The sequence below is a fragment of the Bartonella sp. ML69XJBT genome (genome assembly GCF_028618515.1).
Taxonomy (GTDB): domain Bacteria; phylum Pseudomonadota; class Alphaproteobacteria; order Rhizobiales; family Rhizobiaceae; genus Bartonella.
The window spans coordinates 106541-123176 of sequence record NZ_JAQITB010000001.1 but is presented as its reverse complement, the minus strand read 5'-3'; the positions used below and the strand labels follow the sequence as shown (position 1 = coordinate 123176).

Here is a 16636-nt window from a genome sequence, read left to right as displayed (position 1 = left end):
TTCCCTCTTGATGCACCAACCTTCATAAAATGACAAAAATGCCTTACAAGCAAAGATTTTCTCGTTTCTCCGCATTGATCCAGCAAAAACTTCCTCGCTCTTTTTTAAATGCTATCCATAGTCATTCGCGTCATCAGGAAAATACAATCAATCAGAACAATCATTACGATCTTACCGTTGCATCCTATAATGTTCATAAATGTGTCGGTATTGATAAAATTTTTAATCCTACGCGTATCGTACGTGTTATTACTGAACTCCAAGTTGATATTCTTGCTCTTCAAGAAGTAGATAAACGTTTTGGTGAACGCGTTGGTTTGATTGATCTTCAACTATTAAAAAACCAAACAGGTCTTACTCGAGTACCCTTAAATACCATGTCACCTGATGGTCATGGCTGGCACGGTAATGCTCTTTTTGTGCGAAAAGGACATGTACGTGATATTTTACAAATCACGCTTCCTGGGATTGAACCACGTGGCGCTGTGATTGTAGAGCTAGAAATGGACGTAGGCCTTATTCGTATTATTGCCGCTCATTTCGGCTTATTACGTCATTCTCGCAATCAACAAACTAAAACGCTTCTTGCTCTTCTGCAAAAACGCTCTCTCATGCCCACACTCCTCATTGGTGATTTTAATGAATGGCGAACAGGAAAAGGTTCCTCTTTAAAGCATTTTTCTTCCTATTTTGATAGCACACTTGGAACTGTACCAAGTTTTCCTTCTCGCTTTCCTTTTCTCGCTCTTGATAGAATTTTTGCTTTTCCTCATCAATTAGTGACAAATATTGAAAACCATTATTCACCGCTTGCACGCATTGCCTCAGATCATTTGCCTATTAAAGCTTATCTTGACCTTACCAATGCAATGACCATTCTTAAAAACAAAATAAACGAAAAAGACTAATGTGCTTCATCCCAATTTTGTGCAACCATGACTTTTACTTCAAGGGGTACTGATAAAGAGAGAACAGGCATTGTGGCATTTTCCATAACCTTTTTAACAACAGACATGGTTTTCTCACTCTCGTCTTCTGGTACCTCAAAAATCAGTTCATCATGCACTTGCAGTAACATTTTTGCTGACAATTTCTCTTTTTGCAAAGCTTCTTCCATGTGAATCATGGCGCGGCGAATAATATCTGCCGCCGACCCTTGAATCGGTGCATTAATAGCAGCGCGCTCATTAAAAGAACGAACTTGTAGATTCGCTGCTTTTATTTCTGGATAATGGATACGACGTCCAAAAATTGTTTCTACATAACCATTTTGACGTGCAAAGATTTTTGTTGTTTCCATATAGTCTTTAATTCCTGGAAACCTTTCAAAGTAGAGCTGAATATAACGCCCCGCTTCCTGCCGTGAAAGACCCAATTGGTTGGCTAATCCAAAAGCTGAAATGCCATAAATAATACCAAAATTAATCGCTTTTGCACGCCGTCGTACATCTGATGGCATTCCCTCTATTGCTACTCCAAACATTTGTGATGCTATTATAGCGTGAATATCCTGCCCCTTAGCAAAGGCTTCTTTTAATGCCTTGATATCGGCAATATGTGCAAGAATACGCAATTCAATTTGACTATAATCTGCCGAAAGCAAGACATAACCTTTTGGAGCAACAAAAGCTGTGCGAATTTTACGTCCCTCAGTCGTCCGTACTGGAATATTTTGCAAGTTTGGTTCTGATGATGATAACCGCCCCGTTGATGTTGTTGCTAAAGAATAATTCGTATGAACCCGCCCTGTTTTTGATAAAATATAAGAGGGTAAAGCATCTGTATAAGTCGATTTTAGTTTTGCAAGTTGACGCCAATCTATAATTTTACGTGGTAAAACATGACCTTCAGCTGCTAATTCCTCTAAGGTTTGTGCAGAAGTTGACCACTGTCCGCCCTTGGTTTTAGCTCCCCCAGGTAATCCCATTTTACCAAAAAGGACATCACCTAATTGCTTTGGTGAAGCAATATTAAATTTCTCATCTGCCAGCTGATAAATTTCCTCTTCTAAAATAGCAGCAGCTTGCGATAATTCTCCTGAAAGACGCAACAGAATCTGTCTATCAACAAGAATGCCACGTTCTTCCATTCTTGCAAGAACTTCTATCAGTGGTCTATCAAGACGTTCATAAATTTTCGTCATTCCTTGAGAGACAAGTTGTGGTTTTAAAACTTGCCACAACCGAAGCGTTACATCCGCATCCTCGGCAGCATAAAACGTTGCCTGTTGTAAATCTACCTCTGCAAAAGAAGTAATCTTTTTTCCGTTATATGTTAAATCCTTGTAGGCAATCGGTTTGTGTCCAAGCCAACGCTTAGATAAATCGTCCATATTATGTGTTAGTGTTCCTGCATCTAAAGCATAGGACAACAGCATGGTGTCATCAAAACAGCGCATCACGATACCATATTGTTTCATCACTAACCAATCATACTTTATATTCTGACCAATTTTTAAAATTGCTTGATTTTCTAAGAGTGGTTTTAAAAGTGCCAAAGCCTTCTCGGTTTCAATCTGCAGGGCAATACGCCCCCCTCCCAAAAGATCATCTCCCCCTTCCACATGTTCAAGAGGTATATAAGCTGCTTTTTCCGGTTGTAATGCCAATGAAAAACCAACAAGCTTTGCTTGCATGGGATCAAGTGATGTTGTTTCAGTATCAAATGCAAAAAATCCTTGCTCTTCTGCTTGCCATAACCATTCTTGCAAAATTTTTTCATCAAGAATCGTTGTATAAGCGTCTCTTGTAATTTTTTGAGTTAATGCTTGATCTTTACGTTTTTCTGCTAACTGCTGGGGAGAGTTCTCTGAAAAATTATGGGGAAGTGCACTATCTTCTTTTTTTGTATCAGAATCACGCTCATACTCAGGCTTTTCCCACTCAACATCTATATCAATCGCATCAATAGCTGATGCCACACATGTTGTTGCTTCTGCCACACGACGCGTGAGTGTTGAAAATTCCATAGCTTTAAGAAAACCAATTAAACGTGGACCATCTTGGGGTTCCAAAATGAAATCATCTAAATCATTGTCTACAGGGACATCTATTTTAAGACGAACAAGCTCACGAGAAATTTTAGCTTGTTCACTATATGCTTGAATATTTTCACGCCGTTTTGTTTGTTTAATTTCTGTCACACGCTCTAACAAAAGATCAAGAGAATCAAATTGATCTAGTAATTGAGCAGCAATTTTTGGACCAATGCCTGGAATACCTGGTATATTATCCGTTGTATCTCCAATCAAAGCTTGCAAATCAATCATTTTTTCAGGTGTAACACCCCATTTTTCTATAACTTCAGAAATACCTATATGTTTGTCTTTCATTCCATCATACAAAGAGACATACGTATTTACGAGTTGCATAAGATCTTTATCCGAAGAAATAATGGTTGTTTTTGCTCCAGCCTTTGTTGCCAATGTTGCATAGGTGGCAATTAAATCATCTGCTTCAAATCCTTCCTTTTCTATACAAGGCAAATTAAAAGCCTTTGTGGCTTGGCGTATTAATGCAAATTGAGGAACAAGATCTTCAGGTGGTTTTTCCCGATTGGCTTTATATTGTGGATAAATTTGTTTTCGAAAAGTATCAGATGAATAGTCAAAAATAACCGCAAAATGTGTTGGAACAACACCCGTAGCGGTGTCGCGTGCATCACAGAGCAATTTCCACAGCATATTACAAAAACCAGCTACAGCTCCTACAGGAAGTCCATCCTTTTTACGCTTTAAAGGCGGTAAAGCATAGTAAGCACGAAAAATATAGCCCGATCCATCAACCAAAAAAAGATGATCTGTTGCTTTCATGATAATTCTATTTCTCCATTTCAGCCTAAAAATAATGCACTCTTATACATTTTTTTTGCTCTTATGATAAAATTTATAAAGCTGCCTCTAAAAAGCCATTTTTTGTTTTCATAAAGTATGAAGTCGTTACACTTTATATTCGGTACCTAGAGCTTTTCTTTGCTGTTACAGGATATAATAGCTTTCATTTTGCTCCTCCTATGATAGCTGAGGTACGATGTAGCGACAAGGTCGTTGTGGTGTTCCCCTCCCCACAACGACCATTTTTTTAGAAGAAGTATTTTTTAGAGTTTTTTTCTTAAATTTTTGGACAATTTCTTTAGGAAAAAGAGAGAAGCTATTCAGGGATTTTGAAGTCATTCCACAGAGCTTTTTCTCCTATTTTTCTGATAAAATCAGCATGCATAGTTTTTTCTTGTGTGCTTAATCTTGAAGGTAAGGGCTGTGGACGACTTTTAATAGCATAAAGGGCGTCTTTATTGTTTTTTATATCCTCATCATCCCTTTTCTTGTTATTAAAACCTAATACTCCCTGTTTGCCACCAATGAGTTCAATATAAACATCGGCGAGAATCTCCGCATCAAGTAAAGCACCATGAAGAACACGATGACTATTATCAATTCCAAAACGTTTGCACAAAATATCAAGAGAATTAGGACCCATAGGAAATTTACGCCGAGCCATAGCCAATGTATCAAGAATATTATCAACACTGATAAGCGGTTTATTTGCTCGTCCTAATTCTGCATTAAGAAAGCCAATATCAAAACTTGCATTATGGGCAATCATTGTTGCACCATTGATAAATTCCAAAAATTCATCAGCAATATCACTAAAACTTTTTTCATTCTTTAAGCGTTCATTGGTCAATCCATGAATTGCTACAACTTCATCAGGAATAATGACACCTTGAGGGTTCAAATAAACATGAAAGCGGTTTCCCGTAAGATAACGATCAACCATCTCCACACAACCAATTTCGATTATGCGATCTTTCTCTTTATCTAAACCTGTTGTTTCTGTATCAAAAATAATTTCACGCATGACTTTCATTCTTTAGTAAATTTTTTATCACGTAAAAAACTTGTTCACGTGTATTCTCTAAATCTTTTCCTGTATTAATAACAAAATCAGCACGTTTACGTTTTTCTTCATCAGACATTTGCCTAGCATTAATAAAGGTAAATTTTTCTTCATTCATATTTTGTCGAATCATTGCACGTTCTTTTTGTATTGCTCTTGGTGCAGAGACAACAACAACACTGTCTACACGTTTTTCACCATTTGTTTCAAAAAGAAGTGGAATTTCAAGAACAACTAATTTTTTTCCCTGTTGGTGAGCTATCTCAATGAATTCTTCTTCCTCTTTCTGCACTAAAGGATGTATTATTTTTTCTAAGGTTTCTAATTTCTCATGATCTTTTATCAAAATTTCAGAAAGTTTTAGGCGATTAACCTTACCATCCTCAACAACACTAGGAAATATACGTGCTATCAGCGATACAGCCGGTTCACTCTTATAAAGTTTGTGTACTGCATCATCAGCGCTAAAAACAGGAATACCCGCTTGTTTGAAAAAATTAGCAACTGTGGATTTTCCCATAGCAATTGACCCGGTCAGCCCTATGATTTTCATTCTGCCTTTTCACCCATATCCTGTAAAATTGCTGCTCGTAATGCCTTTGTAACCTCAGGTCTTATTCCAAACCATCGTTCAAAACCGAAAACAGCCTGATGCAAAAGCATACCAAGTCCATCAACAGTCCTTAAACCATGCGCTTTTGCTTGTTGTAGAAAAGGCGTTATTAACGGCGTATAAACAACATCTGTTACCAATGCCGTTGCTTTTATGTTATGAAAATCGCAAAAAACAGAATCCGTTTTTTTCTCATGAGAGTTTTTCATACCTACAGAGGTCGTGTTGACAATTAAATCAGCTTGGTAAAGTATTTTATCTATATTCTGCCAATCGTGAACTTCAACAGGTTTTCCGAAATGTTGTGCTAAATTTTCTGCACGCCCTTTTGTACGATTAACCAAGCAAATACGTTCAAATCCACGTTTTTTTAAGGCGTAGAGAACAGCACGTGCTGCACCACCTGCACCAAAAATAAGCGCTGTTTCCCCTCCCCAATCAGGAGCATAATCATCAAGATTAGCACTAAAACCATAGGCATCACTATTGGTGGCGCAAAGTTTATCTCCTTCATACCAAAGTGTATTAACAGCACCAATCATTGTTGCTACATCATCTTTATAATTCGTTAAATGAAAAGCTTCCTGTTTATGAGGTATAGTGATATTCCCTCCACAAAACCCCTTTCTTTTTATAGATGTGAAAAAATCTCTAAATTTTTCAGAGCTTACTTCCTGTGCTAAATATTCACCTTGTAGATTATATTGTTTAAGCCAAAAATTATGAATTTTTGGTGATTTTGAATGATGAATAGGAGTACCTACAACAAAGGCCCGTGGAATGAGTTCTTCTTTATAGTTTATTGTAAAATCAACCATCAATTACCCCTAAATGACGCAGTTTTATGAGTAACGGCAATAAAGGTAAACCAATAATGGTAAAAAAATCTCCATCAATTTTATCAAAAAGATGGATTCCTTCTCCTTCAATTTGATAAACTCCAACACTGTTTAAAACATCTGTTCCAACACGTGCTAAATAACGTTCAATGAATTCTGATGAGAGAGGACGTACTGACATATGTGCACTAAAAGCTTCTGTCCAAATTTCTTGCCCATTGTGAAATAAAGACACTGCACTATGAAGAGAATGAGTTTCTCCTGATAAATCACATAAACGCTGATATGCTTCCTTTCTACTTATGACTTTATGAAAAACTTGGCCTCTCAAATCAAGAACTTGATCACACCCAATGACAAAAGCATTGGAAAAACGATCAGAAACATTTTTTGCTTTTGCACTTGCAAGAAAACAACTGAGTTCTTTAGGTGTCTTTGTTTTTGCTGTTTTTTCTTCCTCTCTTTCATCAAAAGAGGCTCCTTCAATAAAAAAAATTAAACCCGCTTTTTTTAACAATTGCGCACGATAAGAACTAAGAGATGCTAATATTAACCTATCTGTTGCCATGGGTTTCTTTCATTTTCTTTCACGAAATCGCGACAAAAGTTCAAATACAGCGGCTGCTGTCTCTTCAATAGAGCGCCTTGTAACATCAATAATAGGCCAACCAAAACGTTCGCAAATGCGCTTTGCATAAGTTAATTCTTCAGCGATACTCATACGATTCGTATAACTTTCAATGGCAAAATTATCTCCTAAATGTCTATTTTGACGAATATGTGAGATTCTTTCAGCGGAAGCAATTAAACCGATTATCAAAGTATTCTTTGCTTCCAAGAGAGCTTCCGGTAAATCAATACCTGGAATAAGAGGAATATTAGCTGTCTTTATTCCACGATTTGCTAAATAAATGCTGGTTGGTGTTTTAGAGGTTCTTGAAATTCCAACAAGAATTACATCAGCATTCGATAAATCATTGGAACATTGTCCATCATCATGTTCTATTGTAAAATCTAGCGCCTCAATACGACGAAAATAATCTGCATTAAGATCATGCTGCGCACTGGCACGCAAATTTATTGGTGTTCCAAGATAAGACTGAAAAGCATCCAAAACAGGATGTAATATATCTATACAAGGAACTTTCATTGTTTCACACCTTCTCTTAAGAAGGAGCTTAATTTTTTTATCAATAATTGTGTAAAGAACAATACCAGGCTCTTGTTGTATCTCATCAAGAGCTCTTTGTAACTGTATTTCATTACGAATCATCGGATAAATATGTTCTGTTGCTTGACACATTGTATATTGGGATGCAACAGCTCTTCCCACAGAGATTAACGTTTCCCCTGTTGCATCAGAAAGCATGTGCAAATGAAAGAGTTTTTTTTCTTTTGTCACAAAAATATTAACTCCTTGTTAACAAATGTGTATATATGCTTGGTCCTTTTCATAAAACTAAAATTTAGAAAAAAATATCAATTTTTATGCACAAATTGAACAGTTGTGATATTTTATCTCCTCTTATGAGGAAAGTATGGGGATAATACCTTTAACGTAATGTTATATCTGTTTTTTTATTTTTTTTATTTGTGGATAAAATTGAGGATAAATAAAGTATAATTAATAATTCACATTAAACACAGACTCTAATAAGAACAATCTCATCTTTTAAAATCTATTTAATAGAGAAATAACTGGAAAAAAATAAAAATGATTTTTAATATTTGATTATTAATGATATAGAAATTATATTCATTTAGTTTAATAATTCTTAAATAGATCTTAATTATATAATTTTATTTTAAAATATTTTTTTGAATTTCTCATATTAGAAATTTTCAATTTACGTAATTGATTTTTTATACATTTATTTTATCATCTATAAAAGTAATTGATATAAATGGTGCTTGCAGATTTTTTAAATTTGTGTACAATACTTTTCTCTTAGATAAGAATATTCCATTCTCGAGATTTTCCGTAAATTAATTCAAGAACAATTCTCCATCACTTAAAGAGCATATTTCATGCAAGAAATGAAACTACAAGAACTAAAAAGTAAAAATCCCGTTGAACTTGTTTCTTTTGCTGAAACATTAGAAGTTGAAAATGCTTCCTTGATGCGCAAACAAGAATTAATGTTTGCTATTTTGAAAAAACTTGCATCGCAAGATGTAGAAATTATCGGTGAAGGGGTTGTTGAAGTTTTACAAGATGGATTTGGATTTTTACGATCTGCCGATGCTAATTATCTTCCAGGACCAGATGATATTTATCTTTCACCTGCACAAATTCAATCTTTTTCTTTAAAAACAGGTGATACTGTTGAGGGACCTATACGGAGTCCAAAAGAAGGAGAGCGTTATTTTGCTCTTCTTAAAATTAATACAATTAATTTTGAATATCCTGAAAAAATTCGCTATAAAATCCATTTTGATAATCTCACTCCCCTTTATTCGAATGAACGTTTTCAAATGGAAATACAAGATCCTACAGAGAAGGATATGTCATCACGGGTGATTGATTTGATATCTCCATTGGGAAAAGGTCAGAGAGGACTCATTGTAGCACCTCCTCGGACAGGAAAAACGGTTTTACTTCAGAATATTGCACATTCTATTACCACTAATCATCCTGAATGTTATCTTATAGTTCTTTTAATTGATGAACGACCAGAAGAAGTGACTGATATGCAACGTTCTGTAAAAGGAGAAGTTGTTTCTTCTACCTTTGATGAACCAGCAATACGTCATGTGCAAGTAGCTGAGATGGTTATTGAAAAAGCAAAACGTCTTGTTGAATATGGGCGTGATGTCGTTATACTTCTTGATTCTATTACACGTCTTGGGCGTGCCTATAATACGGTTGTTCCTTCATCAGGTAAGGTTTTGACAGGTGGTGTGGATGCAAATGCTCTACAGCGTCCTAAACGTTTTTTTGGTGCAGCACGCAATATTGAAGAAGGTGGATCTTTAACGATTATTGCAACGGCTTTGATTGATACTGGTAGTCGTATGGATGAGGTTATTTTCGAAGAATTTAAAGGAACAGGTAATTCGGAAATTGTTCTTGATCGTAAAGTTGCAGATAAACGTATTTTCCCTGCTATGGATATTCTAAAATCAGGAACGCGTAAGGAAGAGCTTTTAGTTGCACGACAAGATTTGCACAAAATATTTGTACTTCGTCGTATTTTAGCACCCATGAATGTAACGGATGCAATTGAATTTTTAATTGATAAATTAAAGCAAACAAAAAACAATAGTGAATTTTTTGATTCAATGAATACGTAGAAGTATTATTTTTTGATTAGGATATATCCTGTGGATACAATCTTTGCTGTTTCGAGTGGATTGTTGCCTTCAGGGGTTGCGGTCATTCGACTTTCTGGTCCTGATGTTGTGAATGTTGTAAAAACGCTTTGTGGTTGTTTACCCAAAGCACGATTTATGCATTATGGAAATCTCACAGCGCGTGATGGTAGCTTTTTAGATGCTGCTTTGACTGTTTTCTTCCCTGCTCCTCATAGTTTTACAGGAGAAGATTGTGCGGAATTCCATTTGCATGGAGGAAAAGCGGTTGTAAATCGTTTTCTCGATGAATTATCCACATTTTCTGGATGTCGTCTTGCGGAGGCAGGTGAATTTTCTCGTCGTGCTTTTGTGGAGGGGAAATTAGATATTGTTCAAGCAGAAGGTCTTGCTGATTTAATAGAAGCAGAAACGGAAAGTCAGAGACGTTTGGCGGTTATGGGTGCTAATGGGCATTTAACAGCACTTTATCGCAATTGGCGCCATAAACTTATGAAGGCACGTGCTTTTATTGAGGCAGAGCTTGATTTTTCTGATGAAGCTGATGTTCCAAATTCGTTATCTGATAAAGTTTGGAAAGATTTGGAAGATTTTTGTAGTTCTCTTAAAAAACATATTGATGATGGAGAACGTGCTAGCATTTTACGTGATGGATTGAAAATTGTTATTGCTGGTGCTCCTAATTCTGGAAAATCAAGCATCATAAATCGTTTAGCTGGAAAACCTGTTGCTATTGTGACAGATGAAGCAGGGACAACACGTGATGCTTTAGAAATGAGGCTTGTTCTTGGTGGTTTACCAGTTTTTTTGACAGATACTGCTGGTTTTAGAGAAACAGAAAACAAAATTGAGCAATTGGGAATAGAAGTTGCAAAGCAGCATGTTAAGGATGCTGATTTGGTTATTTTGGTTTACGATATGGCAAAGCCAAAGGAAATTGAATTACCAGAAACTTCAGCTGAAATATGGCGTGTTGGTAATAAACTTGATCTTTATGAAGAAAATAGAGAAAATTTTTTCATACAGTTTTCTGCATCAACAGGTTTAAACTTTGATTGTTTTATAAAAGAGCTTGAATCATTTTGTTCACGTCGTGCTTCTGAAATTGGTAATCTTGTGCCAGCACGTAAAAGACAAATTCAGTTGTTAAAAGAGGCTGTTAAAGAAATAGAGGCTTCTATAAATTATCAATCTCTTGATCTCAGTTTACGTGCAGAACATCTTCGTCGTGCCAGTGATTTTCTTGGAAAAATTACGGGAGATATAGATGTTGAGGATTTACTTGATATTATTTTTTCAGAATTTTGTATTGGCAAATAATGATTCACGTGAAACATTGATTATTTGATAGACAGATTTTAAAGATTATGTATTTTATATATTCTGTTTCACGTGAAACTTGACAGTAAGATTCTTTATGGAATGAGTCCTAATGCACTCGTATGATGTTATTGTTGTTGGTGGTGGTCATGCTGGCTGTGAGGCAGCGTGTGCTTCAGCACGTGCTGGAGCACGGACAGCTCTTGTTACACATAAAATATCGGCATTGGGAACAATGTCTTGTAATCCTGCTATTGGTGGGCTTGGAAAAGGGCATCTGGTTCGTGAAATAGATGCTTTGGATGGTCTTATGGGACGCGCAGCAGATGCATCTGGAATTCAATTTAGACTTCTTAATCGACGGAAAGGACCAGCAGTAAGAGGACCACGTACTCAAGCTGATCGACAGCTCTATAAAGAAGCTATTCAAAATCTCTTGCAAGAACAGGAAAATCTTATTCTCATTGAAGATGAGGCTGTTGATTTGATTGTTAAAGATAAGAGTATTTCAGGTATTGTTTTAAAAAAACAAGGGACTTTTTTTTCTGGTGCTGTTGTTTTAACAACAGGAACATTTTTAAATGGTCTTATTCATATTGGTGATAAAACATGGAGGGCGGGACGTATGGGAGATCAGTCAAGTGTTCAACTTGCTGAACGCTTGAAAAGTTATAATATAAAACTTGGAAGATTAAAAACAGGAACGCCTGCACGCCTTAGTAAAAAAACAATTCGTTGGGAATCTCTAGCAAAACAGCAAGCTGATGAATATCCAGTTCCCTTCTCTCTTTTGACAGAAAAAATTAAGCAGCCACAAATTGAATGTGCAATAACACGAACAAATGCACAAACACATCAAATTATTCGTGAAAATATTCATCGTTCTGCTTTATATTCTGGAAATATTGAAGGACTAGGTCCACGCTATTGTCCTTCTATTGAAGATAAAATTGTTAAATTTGGAGAACGTGATGGACATCAGATTTTTCTGGAACCAGAAGGATTAAATGATGATACTATTTATCCAAATGGGCTCTCTACTTCTCTTCCTGAGGATGTACAAATCTCTTTACTGCGAAGTATTGAGGGATTAGAAAATGTAACAATTTTACAATCTGGTTATGCTATTGAATATGATTTTGTTAATCCACAACAGTTGACTAAAACTTTAGAGTTACGCTGTTTACCGGGTTTATTTTTAGCGGGGCAAATTAATGGTACAACAGGATATGAGGAAGCAGCGGCACAGGGGCTTTTGGCTGGATTAAATGCTGCACATAAGGTTGGTGGGTTAGATGAAATAATGATAAGTCGTTCTACAGCTTATATTGGTGTGATGGTCGATGATTTGGTTTCACGTGGAGTTTGTGAACCTTATAGAATGTTTACATCACGGGCTGAATTTCGTTTGTCTTTGCGATCTGATAATGCTGATATTCGTTTAACGCCTTTAGCACAACAATGGGGTATTGTCAGTAAAGTACGTTGGGACTGTTATCAGAAAAAACAACAACGTCTTGATCAAGCACGGTCCTTATGTCAAAAGCTTTTTTTAACACCTAATGAAGCATCTGCTCATGGATTACAAATAAATCGGGATGGTGTTCGGCGTTCGGCTTATGATCTTCTTGCTTACCCTCATATGAGTTTAGAGCGTCTTTCACATTTTTGGCCACAATTACAGTCAATTGACTCTAAAACCGTTGAAGTTTTAGAAATTGAAGCACAATATGCTGTTTATTTAGAAAAACAAGCACAAGATATTGCAGCTCTTCAGCGGGATGAACGTTTAGAAATTCCCTCCTCTCTTGATATTCAGTCAATTTCTGGTCTTTCAAACGAGCTCAAAACAAAAATTCAGGAAATTTCTCCGCGTTCAATTGCTGATGCACAAAAAATTGATGGTATGACACCCGCAGCATTGTCGCTTATTATTACATATATTCAACGTCAACGACGTGAAAAGGCTAAAACAGCTTAATGAATCTTTCTACAGAACGAAAATATAAAGCACTCTTAGATATCGTTCCTTCTGTTTCACGTGAAACGATGGAAAATTTAATACAATTTGAGGCTTTAATAATGCAGTGGAATAAGCATATTAATTTAATATCCACTGCAACAATACCTCTTTTGTGGACACGTCATATTTTAGATTCAGCACAAATCTATCCTTTATACAGCGATTTTCTGCATTGGTGTGACCTTGGATCAGGTGGTGGATTTCCCGCAATCATAATTGCTATTTTTTTGAAAGAGAAAAACAGAGGACATATTGATCTTGTTGAAAGTAATGGAAAAAAAGTTGCTTTTTTACGAACAGTTATTGCTGAGCTTAATCTTCCAGCAACAGTTTATCACTGTAGAATTGAGGATGTGTACAAAAAAATAGCAAGACCAGAAATTATAACAGCACGGGGATTGGCTTCACTTGATAAGCTTTTATGTCTTATTTTTCCTTTATTAACACAAAAAACAAGAGCTGTTTTGCAAAAAGGACGGGATTACTCTACAGAAATAAAAAAAGCCTCTGCCAATTGGCAGTTTGATCTGCTAAAACATAAAAGTAAAATTGATGAAAGTTCTGTTATTTTAGAAATTTCTCATCTTCGATCATGTAGAGGGTAAAGCAAAATGAGCGAAACACGGATTATCGCTATTGCAAACCAAAAGGGTGGGGTCGGAAAAACAACCACAGCAATTAATCTTGCAACAGCTTTAGCAGCTATTGGGGAAAATGTTCTTATTATGGATGTTGATCCACAAGGCAATGCTAGTACAGGGTTGGGAATAGATCGTAATAACCGTCCTTTGTCTTCTTATGATGTTTTGGTTTCAGGAATTTCCGTGACAAAAGCCGCTTTAAAAACAGCGGTTCCCAATCTTCATATAGTGCCTTCTACACTTGACCTTTTAGGTGTAGAAATGGAAATTTCTTCATCAAAAGATCGTATACAACGATTACGTAAGGCTCTCTATGATGATCCGCAAATGGAGAAAAAATACAGTTATATCTTAATTGATTGTCCCCCATCTCTTAATCTTTTAACTCTCAATGCTATGGGAGCTGCGGATTCTGTTTTGGTTCCTATGCAATGTGAATTTTTAGCACTTGAGGGCTTAAGTCAATTGCTTGAAACAGTCAAACAAGTACGGTCTGTACTTAATCCATCCCTAGAAATTCAAGGTATTGTCCTCACGATGTATGATGGACGAAATAATCTTTCAAATCAAGTTGTTGAAGATGTACGTTCTTTTATGGGAGATAAAGTTTATCGTACCGTTATTCCAAGAAATGTGCGCGTATCAGAAGCACCTTCTTTTGGTAAACCAGTATTGCTTTATGATCTCAAATGTGCAGGTAGCCAAGCTTATTTACGTTTAGCATCGGAGGTGATTCAACGTGAAAAACAAGCGCATGCTGCCGCTTAAAAATGTAAAAAAATAATTTTTGTAAAGAAAACTCAAAGAGTGAAATTATGAATGATGATCAATCAAAAAAAAGACTGGGACGTGGATTAGCAGCATTGATTGGTGATATGAGTTTAAACAACAGTCTTATACGTTCACCTAATGCTGAAAAATTAACAGAGTTCAGTAAAGTTTCTGCACTTTCGGAGAGATTTGTTCCTCTTGAATCCATTTCGTGTAATCCACACAATCCGCGGCGCCATTTTACTGAATCAGAATTGGATAATTTAGCGCAATCAATTCGTCAGCATGGTGTTGTTCAACCTGTCATTGTAAGACCTTTACGTGATCACCCTCAGCGATTTGAATTAATTGCTGGTGAACGGCGGTGGCGTGCTGCACAGCGTGCTCATTTAAGTCAATTGCCGGTGATTGTTCGTGATGTGGATGATAAAACAGCTTTAGAATTGGCAATTATTGAAAATGTTCAGCGTGCTGATCTTAATCCCATTGAAGAAGCAATGGGATATGAACTTTTGTTGAATGAACATGGTTATACACAAGCAGATTTAGCACAAGTCATTGGAAAAAGCAGAAGTCATGTGGCAAATACACTTCGTTTGTTAAAGTTACCAGAAAAAGTGCAACAATTTTTAACCGATGGGCAACTTTCTGCTGGTCATGCGCGTTGTCTTATAACCGTTGATAATCCACAAGATTTAGCCGAAAAAATTATTCGTGAAGGTCTTTCAGTGCGCCAAACAGAAATACTTGCCTATGAGCAAGCTAATCCTAAGGTCAAAAAACGAACCTCTGTAGAAAAAGATGCAGAAACAAAATCTTTAGAAAAGTTACTTGCAGATGTCATCGGAATGAAGGTCATTATTCGACATGGTAAAAAAGGTGGTGATTTAAAAATACACTACTCTTCATTAGAACAATTAGATGATATTTGTCGCCGTTTGCAAAGTTAAAAAATTACTTGAAATAAAAAGAGCTCTTTTAACAACTGCTTTTTAGAATTTTGATGATTCTGTACATATGTTTTTTTGCAAATTCAATGTTGCTTGAAGGTAAAATATTTTGTTTATGAAGAGAAATTTCTTCATCTGTAAGCACATTTAATGTTGCTTGAAGTGCTAAGAGACCAACAACAAATTCTTTGGCTGTGAGATTATTTTCTTTTAAAAGACTCATAAGTTTTGTTTTATGAGAGATATAAGCGATATATCCTTCAATATTATCGTCATGCGTAATAATATCATTTTTTGCATCGGATATTTCTGACTCTGAAGATAAATTTTTACATTCTTTTCCAATTTTTTCCAGTTTTAAAAGAAAATCTTCTGTTAAAGGATAATTTGCAACGAGAGGTGATGTAAGGGAAGCTTTATTTGTTATTTCTTTGATTTCTTGAGCGTATGATGCAAAGGGAAAAAGGAAAAGAAGGCATAATACAAATTTAAACATGATTAAAAATTGTCCTTTCTTTTTCTGACTTCAGCGAAGACTTCTTCATCAGTTTCTTTTTCCATGGCAAGATTTTTTCTGATTACAGGGTCATCCCAACGAAGAAAGGGGTTTGTCGCTTTTTCTTGTTCTAAAGTGACAGGGAGAGTCATGGCATTTTTTTTGCGCAACAAAAAAACTTCTTCTGCTCTTTGATGAAGTTTTTGATTATCTGGATCAAGGGTCAATGCAAAAAGAGCATTGGTTTTGGTGTATTCGTGTCCACAATAAAGAAGTGTTTCATTGGGAAGTTGACGAATTTTCTTTAAAGAATCTAGCATTTGTGCTGGTGTTCCTTCGAAAAGACGTCCACAACCAAGTGAAAAAAGTGTATCTCCAGCAAAGAGTAATTTTTCTTCAGGAAGATAGTAGGACAAAGCTCCTAGTGTATGACCAGGTGTTGAAAGCGCTAAAATTGTCTGAGTGCCAAAGAAAAAACTTTCATCAGGATAAAGAGTTTTATCAAGATAAGAAATTTTTTCTTTTTCTGCTTCTGGTCCGATAATAATAGCTTTATAGACTTGTTTTAACTCTGCTAGTGCCTCCACATGGTCGTGATGGTGATGTGTTACAAAAACAGTCTGAAGTGTCCAATTACGGCGTTTTAAGGCATTATGGATAGCTTTACTTTCAGGAGCGTCAATAGCGGCTGTACAACCGCTTTTTTCATCATGAATGAGTACTCCAAAATTATCTTTTCGACAAATGAACTGTTCAATCAACATCTCTTCTCTCCA

The 16636-nt window shown here is 36.0% G+C and carries 15 protein-coding genes; 7 read left to right on the top strand and 8 right to left on the bottom strand.

All coding sequences use genetic code 11. The features are described from left to right. Positions 1 to 29: 29 nt before the first annotated feature. Positions 30 to 908 (top strand): endonuclease/exonuclease/phosphatase family protein, encoded by an 879-nt coding sequence (locus tag PVV68_RS00565; RefSeq protein ID WP_273719658.1) that lies wholly within the window; start codon positions 30 to 32, stop codon positions 906 to 908. Here the strand turns inward: PVV68_RS00565 and polA are convergent. From polA to PVV68_RS00535, 6 genes are all read right to left on the bottom strand, one after another. After that, positions 905 to 3811 carry a DNA polymerase I gene (gene polA / locus PVV68_RS00560; protein ID WP_273719659.1) on the bottom strand — a complete coding sequence of 969 codons (2907 nt, stop codon included), beginning with the start codon at positions 3809 to 3811 and terminating at the stop codon, positions 905 to 907. The genes PVV68_RS00565 and polA overlap by 4 nt on opposite strands. Before the next feature lie 337 nt (positions 3812 to 4148). Further along, the gene (gene dnaQ, locus PVV68_RS00555; RefSeq protein ID WP_273719660.1) at positions 4149 to 4856 is read right to left on the bottom strand and encodes a DNA polymerase III subunit epsilon; all 708 of its coding nucleotides are present in this window, start codon (positions 4854 to 4856) and stop codon (positions 4149 to 4151) included. Beyond that, positions 4849 to 5448 (bottom strand): dephospho-CoA kinase, encoded by a 600-nt coding sequence (coaE, locus tag PVV68_RS00550; RefSeq protein WP_273719661.1) that lies wholly within the window; start codon positions 5446 to 5448, stop codon positions 4849 to 4851. Before coaE ends, dnaQ begins: the two co-directional genes overlap by 8 nt. Next, a complete protein-coding gene (locus tag PVV68_RS00545; RefSeq protein WP_273719662.1) occupies positions 5445 to 6326 on the bottom strand; it encodes a shikimate dehydrogenase in 882 nt (293 codons plus the stop codon). The genes coaE and PVV68_RS00545 overlap by 4 nt, the downstream gene beginning before the upstream one ends. Continuing rightward, positions 6319 to 6915 (bottom strand): Maf family nucleotide pyrophosphatase, encoded by a 597-nt coding sequence (locus PVV68_RS00540; protein ID WP_273719663.1) that lies wholly within the window; start codon positions 6913 to 6915, stop codon positions 6319 to 6321. Before PVV68_RS00540 ends, PVV68_RS00545 begins: the two co-directional genes overlap by 8 nt. 9 nt (positions 6916 to 6924) lie before the next feature. Beyond that, complete coding sequence (locus PVV68_RS00535; RefSeq protein WP_273719664.1) at positions 6925 to 7749, bottom strand: pyruvate, water dikinase regulatory protein; 825 nt, start codon at positions 7747 to 7749, stop codon at positions 6925 to 6927. A gap of 626 nt (positions 7750 to 8375) precedes the next feature. On the opposite strand from PVV68_RS00535, the gene rho reads away from it, so the two are divergent. The 6 genes from rho to PVV68_RS00505 all read left to right on the top strand — a co-directional run bounded on the left by rho (position 8376) and on the right by PVV68_RS00505 (position 15364). Then, positions 8376 to 9641, top strand: coding sequence for a transcription termination factor Rho (rho, locus tag PVV68_RS00530; RefSeq protein ID WP_273719665.1), 1266 nt, complete (start codon positions 8376 to 8378; stop codon positions 9639 to 9641). A 30-nt stretch (positions 9642 to 9671) separates the two neighbouring features. Continuing rightward, positions 9672 to 10979, top strand: a complete 1308-nt coding sequence (gene mnmE / locus PVV68_RS00525) for a tRNA uridine-5-carboxymethylaminomethyl(34) synthesis GTPase MnmE (RefSeq protein WP_273782562.1) — start codon at positions 9672 to 9674, stop codon at positions 10977 to 10979. Positions 10980 to 11091: 112 nt separating this feature from the next. After that, complete coding sequence (mnmG, locus tag PVV68_RS00520; protein WP_273719667.1) at positions 11092 to 12960, top strand: tRNA uridine-5-carboxymethylaminomethyl(34) synthesis enzyme MnmG; 1869 nt, start codon at positions 11092 to 11094, stop codon at positions 12958 to 12960. Next, positions 12960 to 13607 carry a 16S rRNA (guanine(527)-N(7))-methyltransferase RsmG gene (gene rsmG, locus PVV68_RS00515; RefSeq protein ID WP_273719668.1) on the top strand — a complete coding sequence of 216 codons (648 nt, stop codon included), beginning with the start codon at positions 12960 to 12962 and terminating at the stop codon, positions 13605 to 13607. The genes mnmG and rsmG overlap by 1 nt, the downstream gene beginning before the upstream one ends. Positions 13608 to 13613: 6 nt before the next feature. After that, positions 13614 to 14411 carry a ParA family protein gene (locus PVV68_RS00510; protein WP_273719669.1) on the top strand — a complete coding sequence of 266 codons (798 nt, stop codon included), beginning with the start codon at positions 13614 to 13616 and terminating at the stop codon, positions 14409 to 14411. A 47-nt stretch (positions 14412 to 14458) separates the two neighbouring features. Beyond that, the gene (locus tag PVV68_RS00505; protein ID WP_273719670.1) at positions 14459 to 15364 is read left to right on the top strand and encodes a ParB/RepB/Spo0J family partition protein; all 906 of its coding nucleotides are present in this window, start codon (positions 14459 to 14461) and stop codon (positions 15362 to 15364) included. A 28-nt stretch (positions 15365 to 15392) separates the two neighbouring features. Here PVV68_RS00505 and PVV68_RS00500 read toward each other — a convergent pair whose 3' ends face one another. Further along, a complete protein-coding gene (locus PVV68_RS00500) occupies positions 15393 to 15860 on the bottom strand; it encodes a hypothetical protein (RefSeq protein WP_273719671.1) in 468 nt (155 codons plus the stop codon). Positions 15861 to 15862: 2 nt separating this feature from the next. Next, positions 15863 to 16624 carry a hydroxyacylglutathione hydrolase gene (gene gloB / locus PVV68_RS00495; RefSeq protein ID WP_273719672.1) on the bottom strand — a complete coding sequence of 254 codons (762 nt, stop codon included), beginning with the start codon at positions 16622 to 16624 and terminating at the stop codon, positions 15863 to 15865. Between the last annotated feature and the right edge of the window lie 12 nt (positions 16625 to 16636).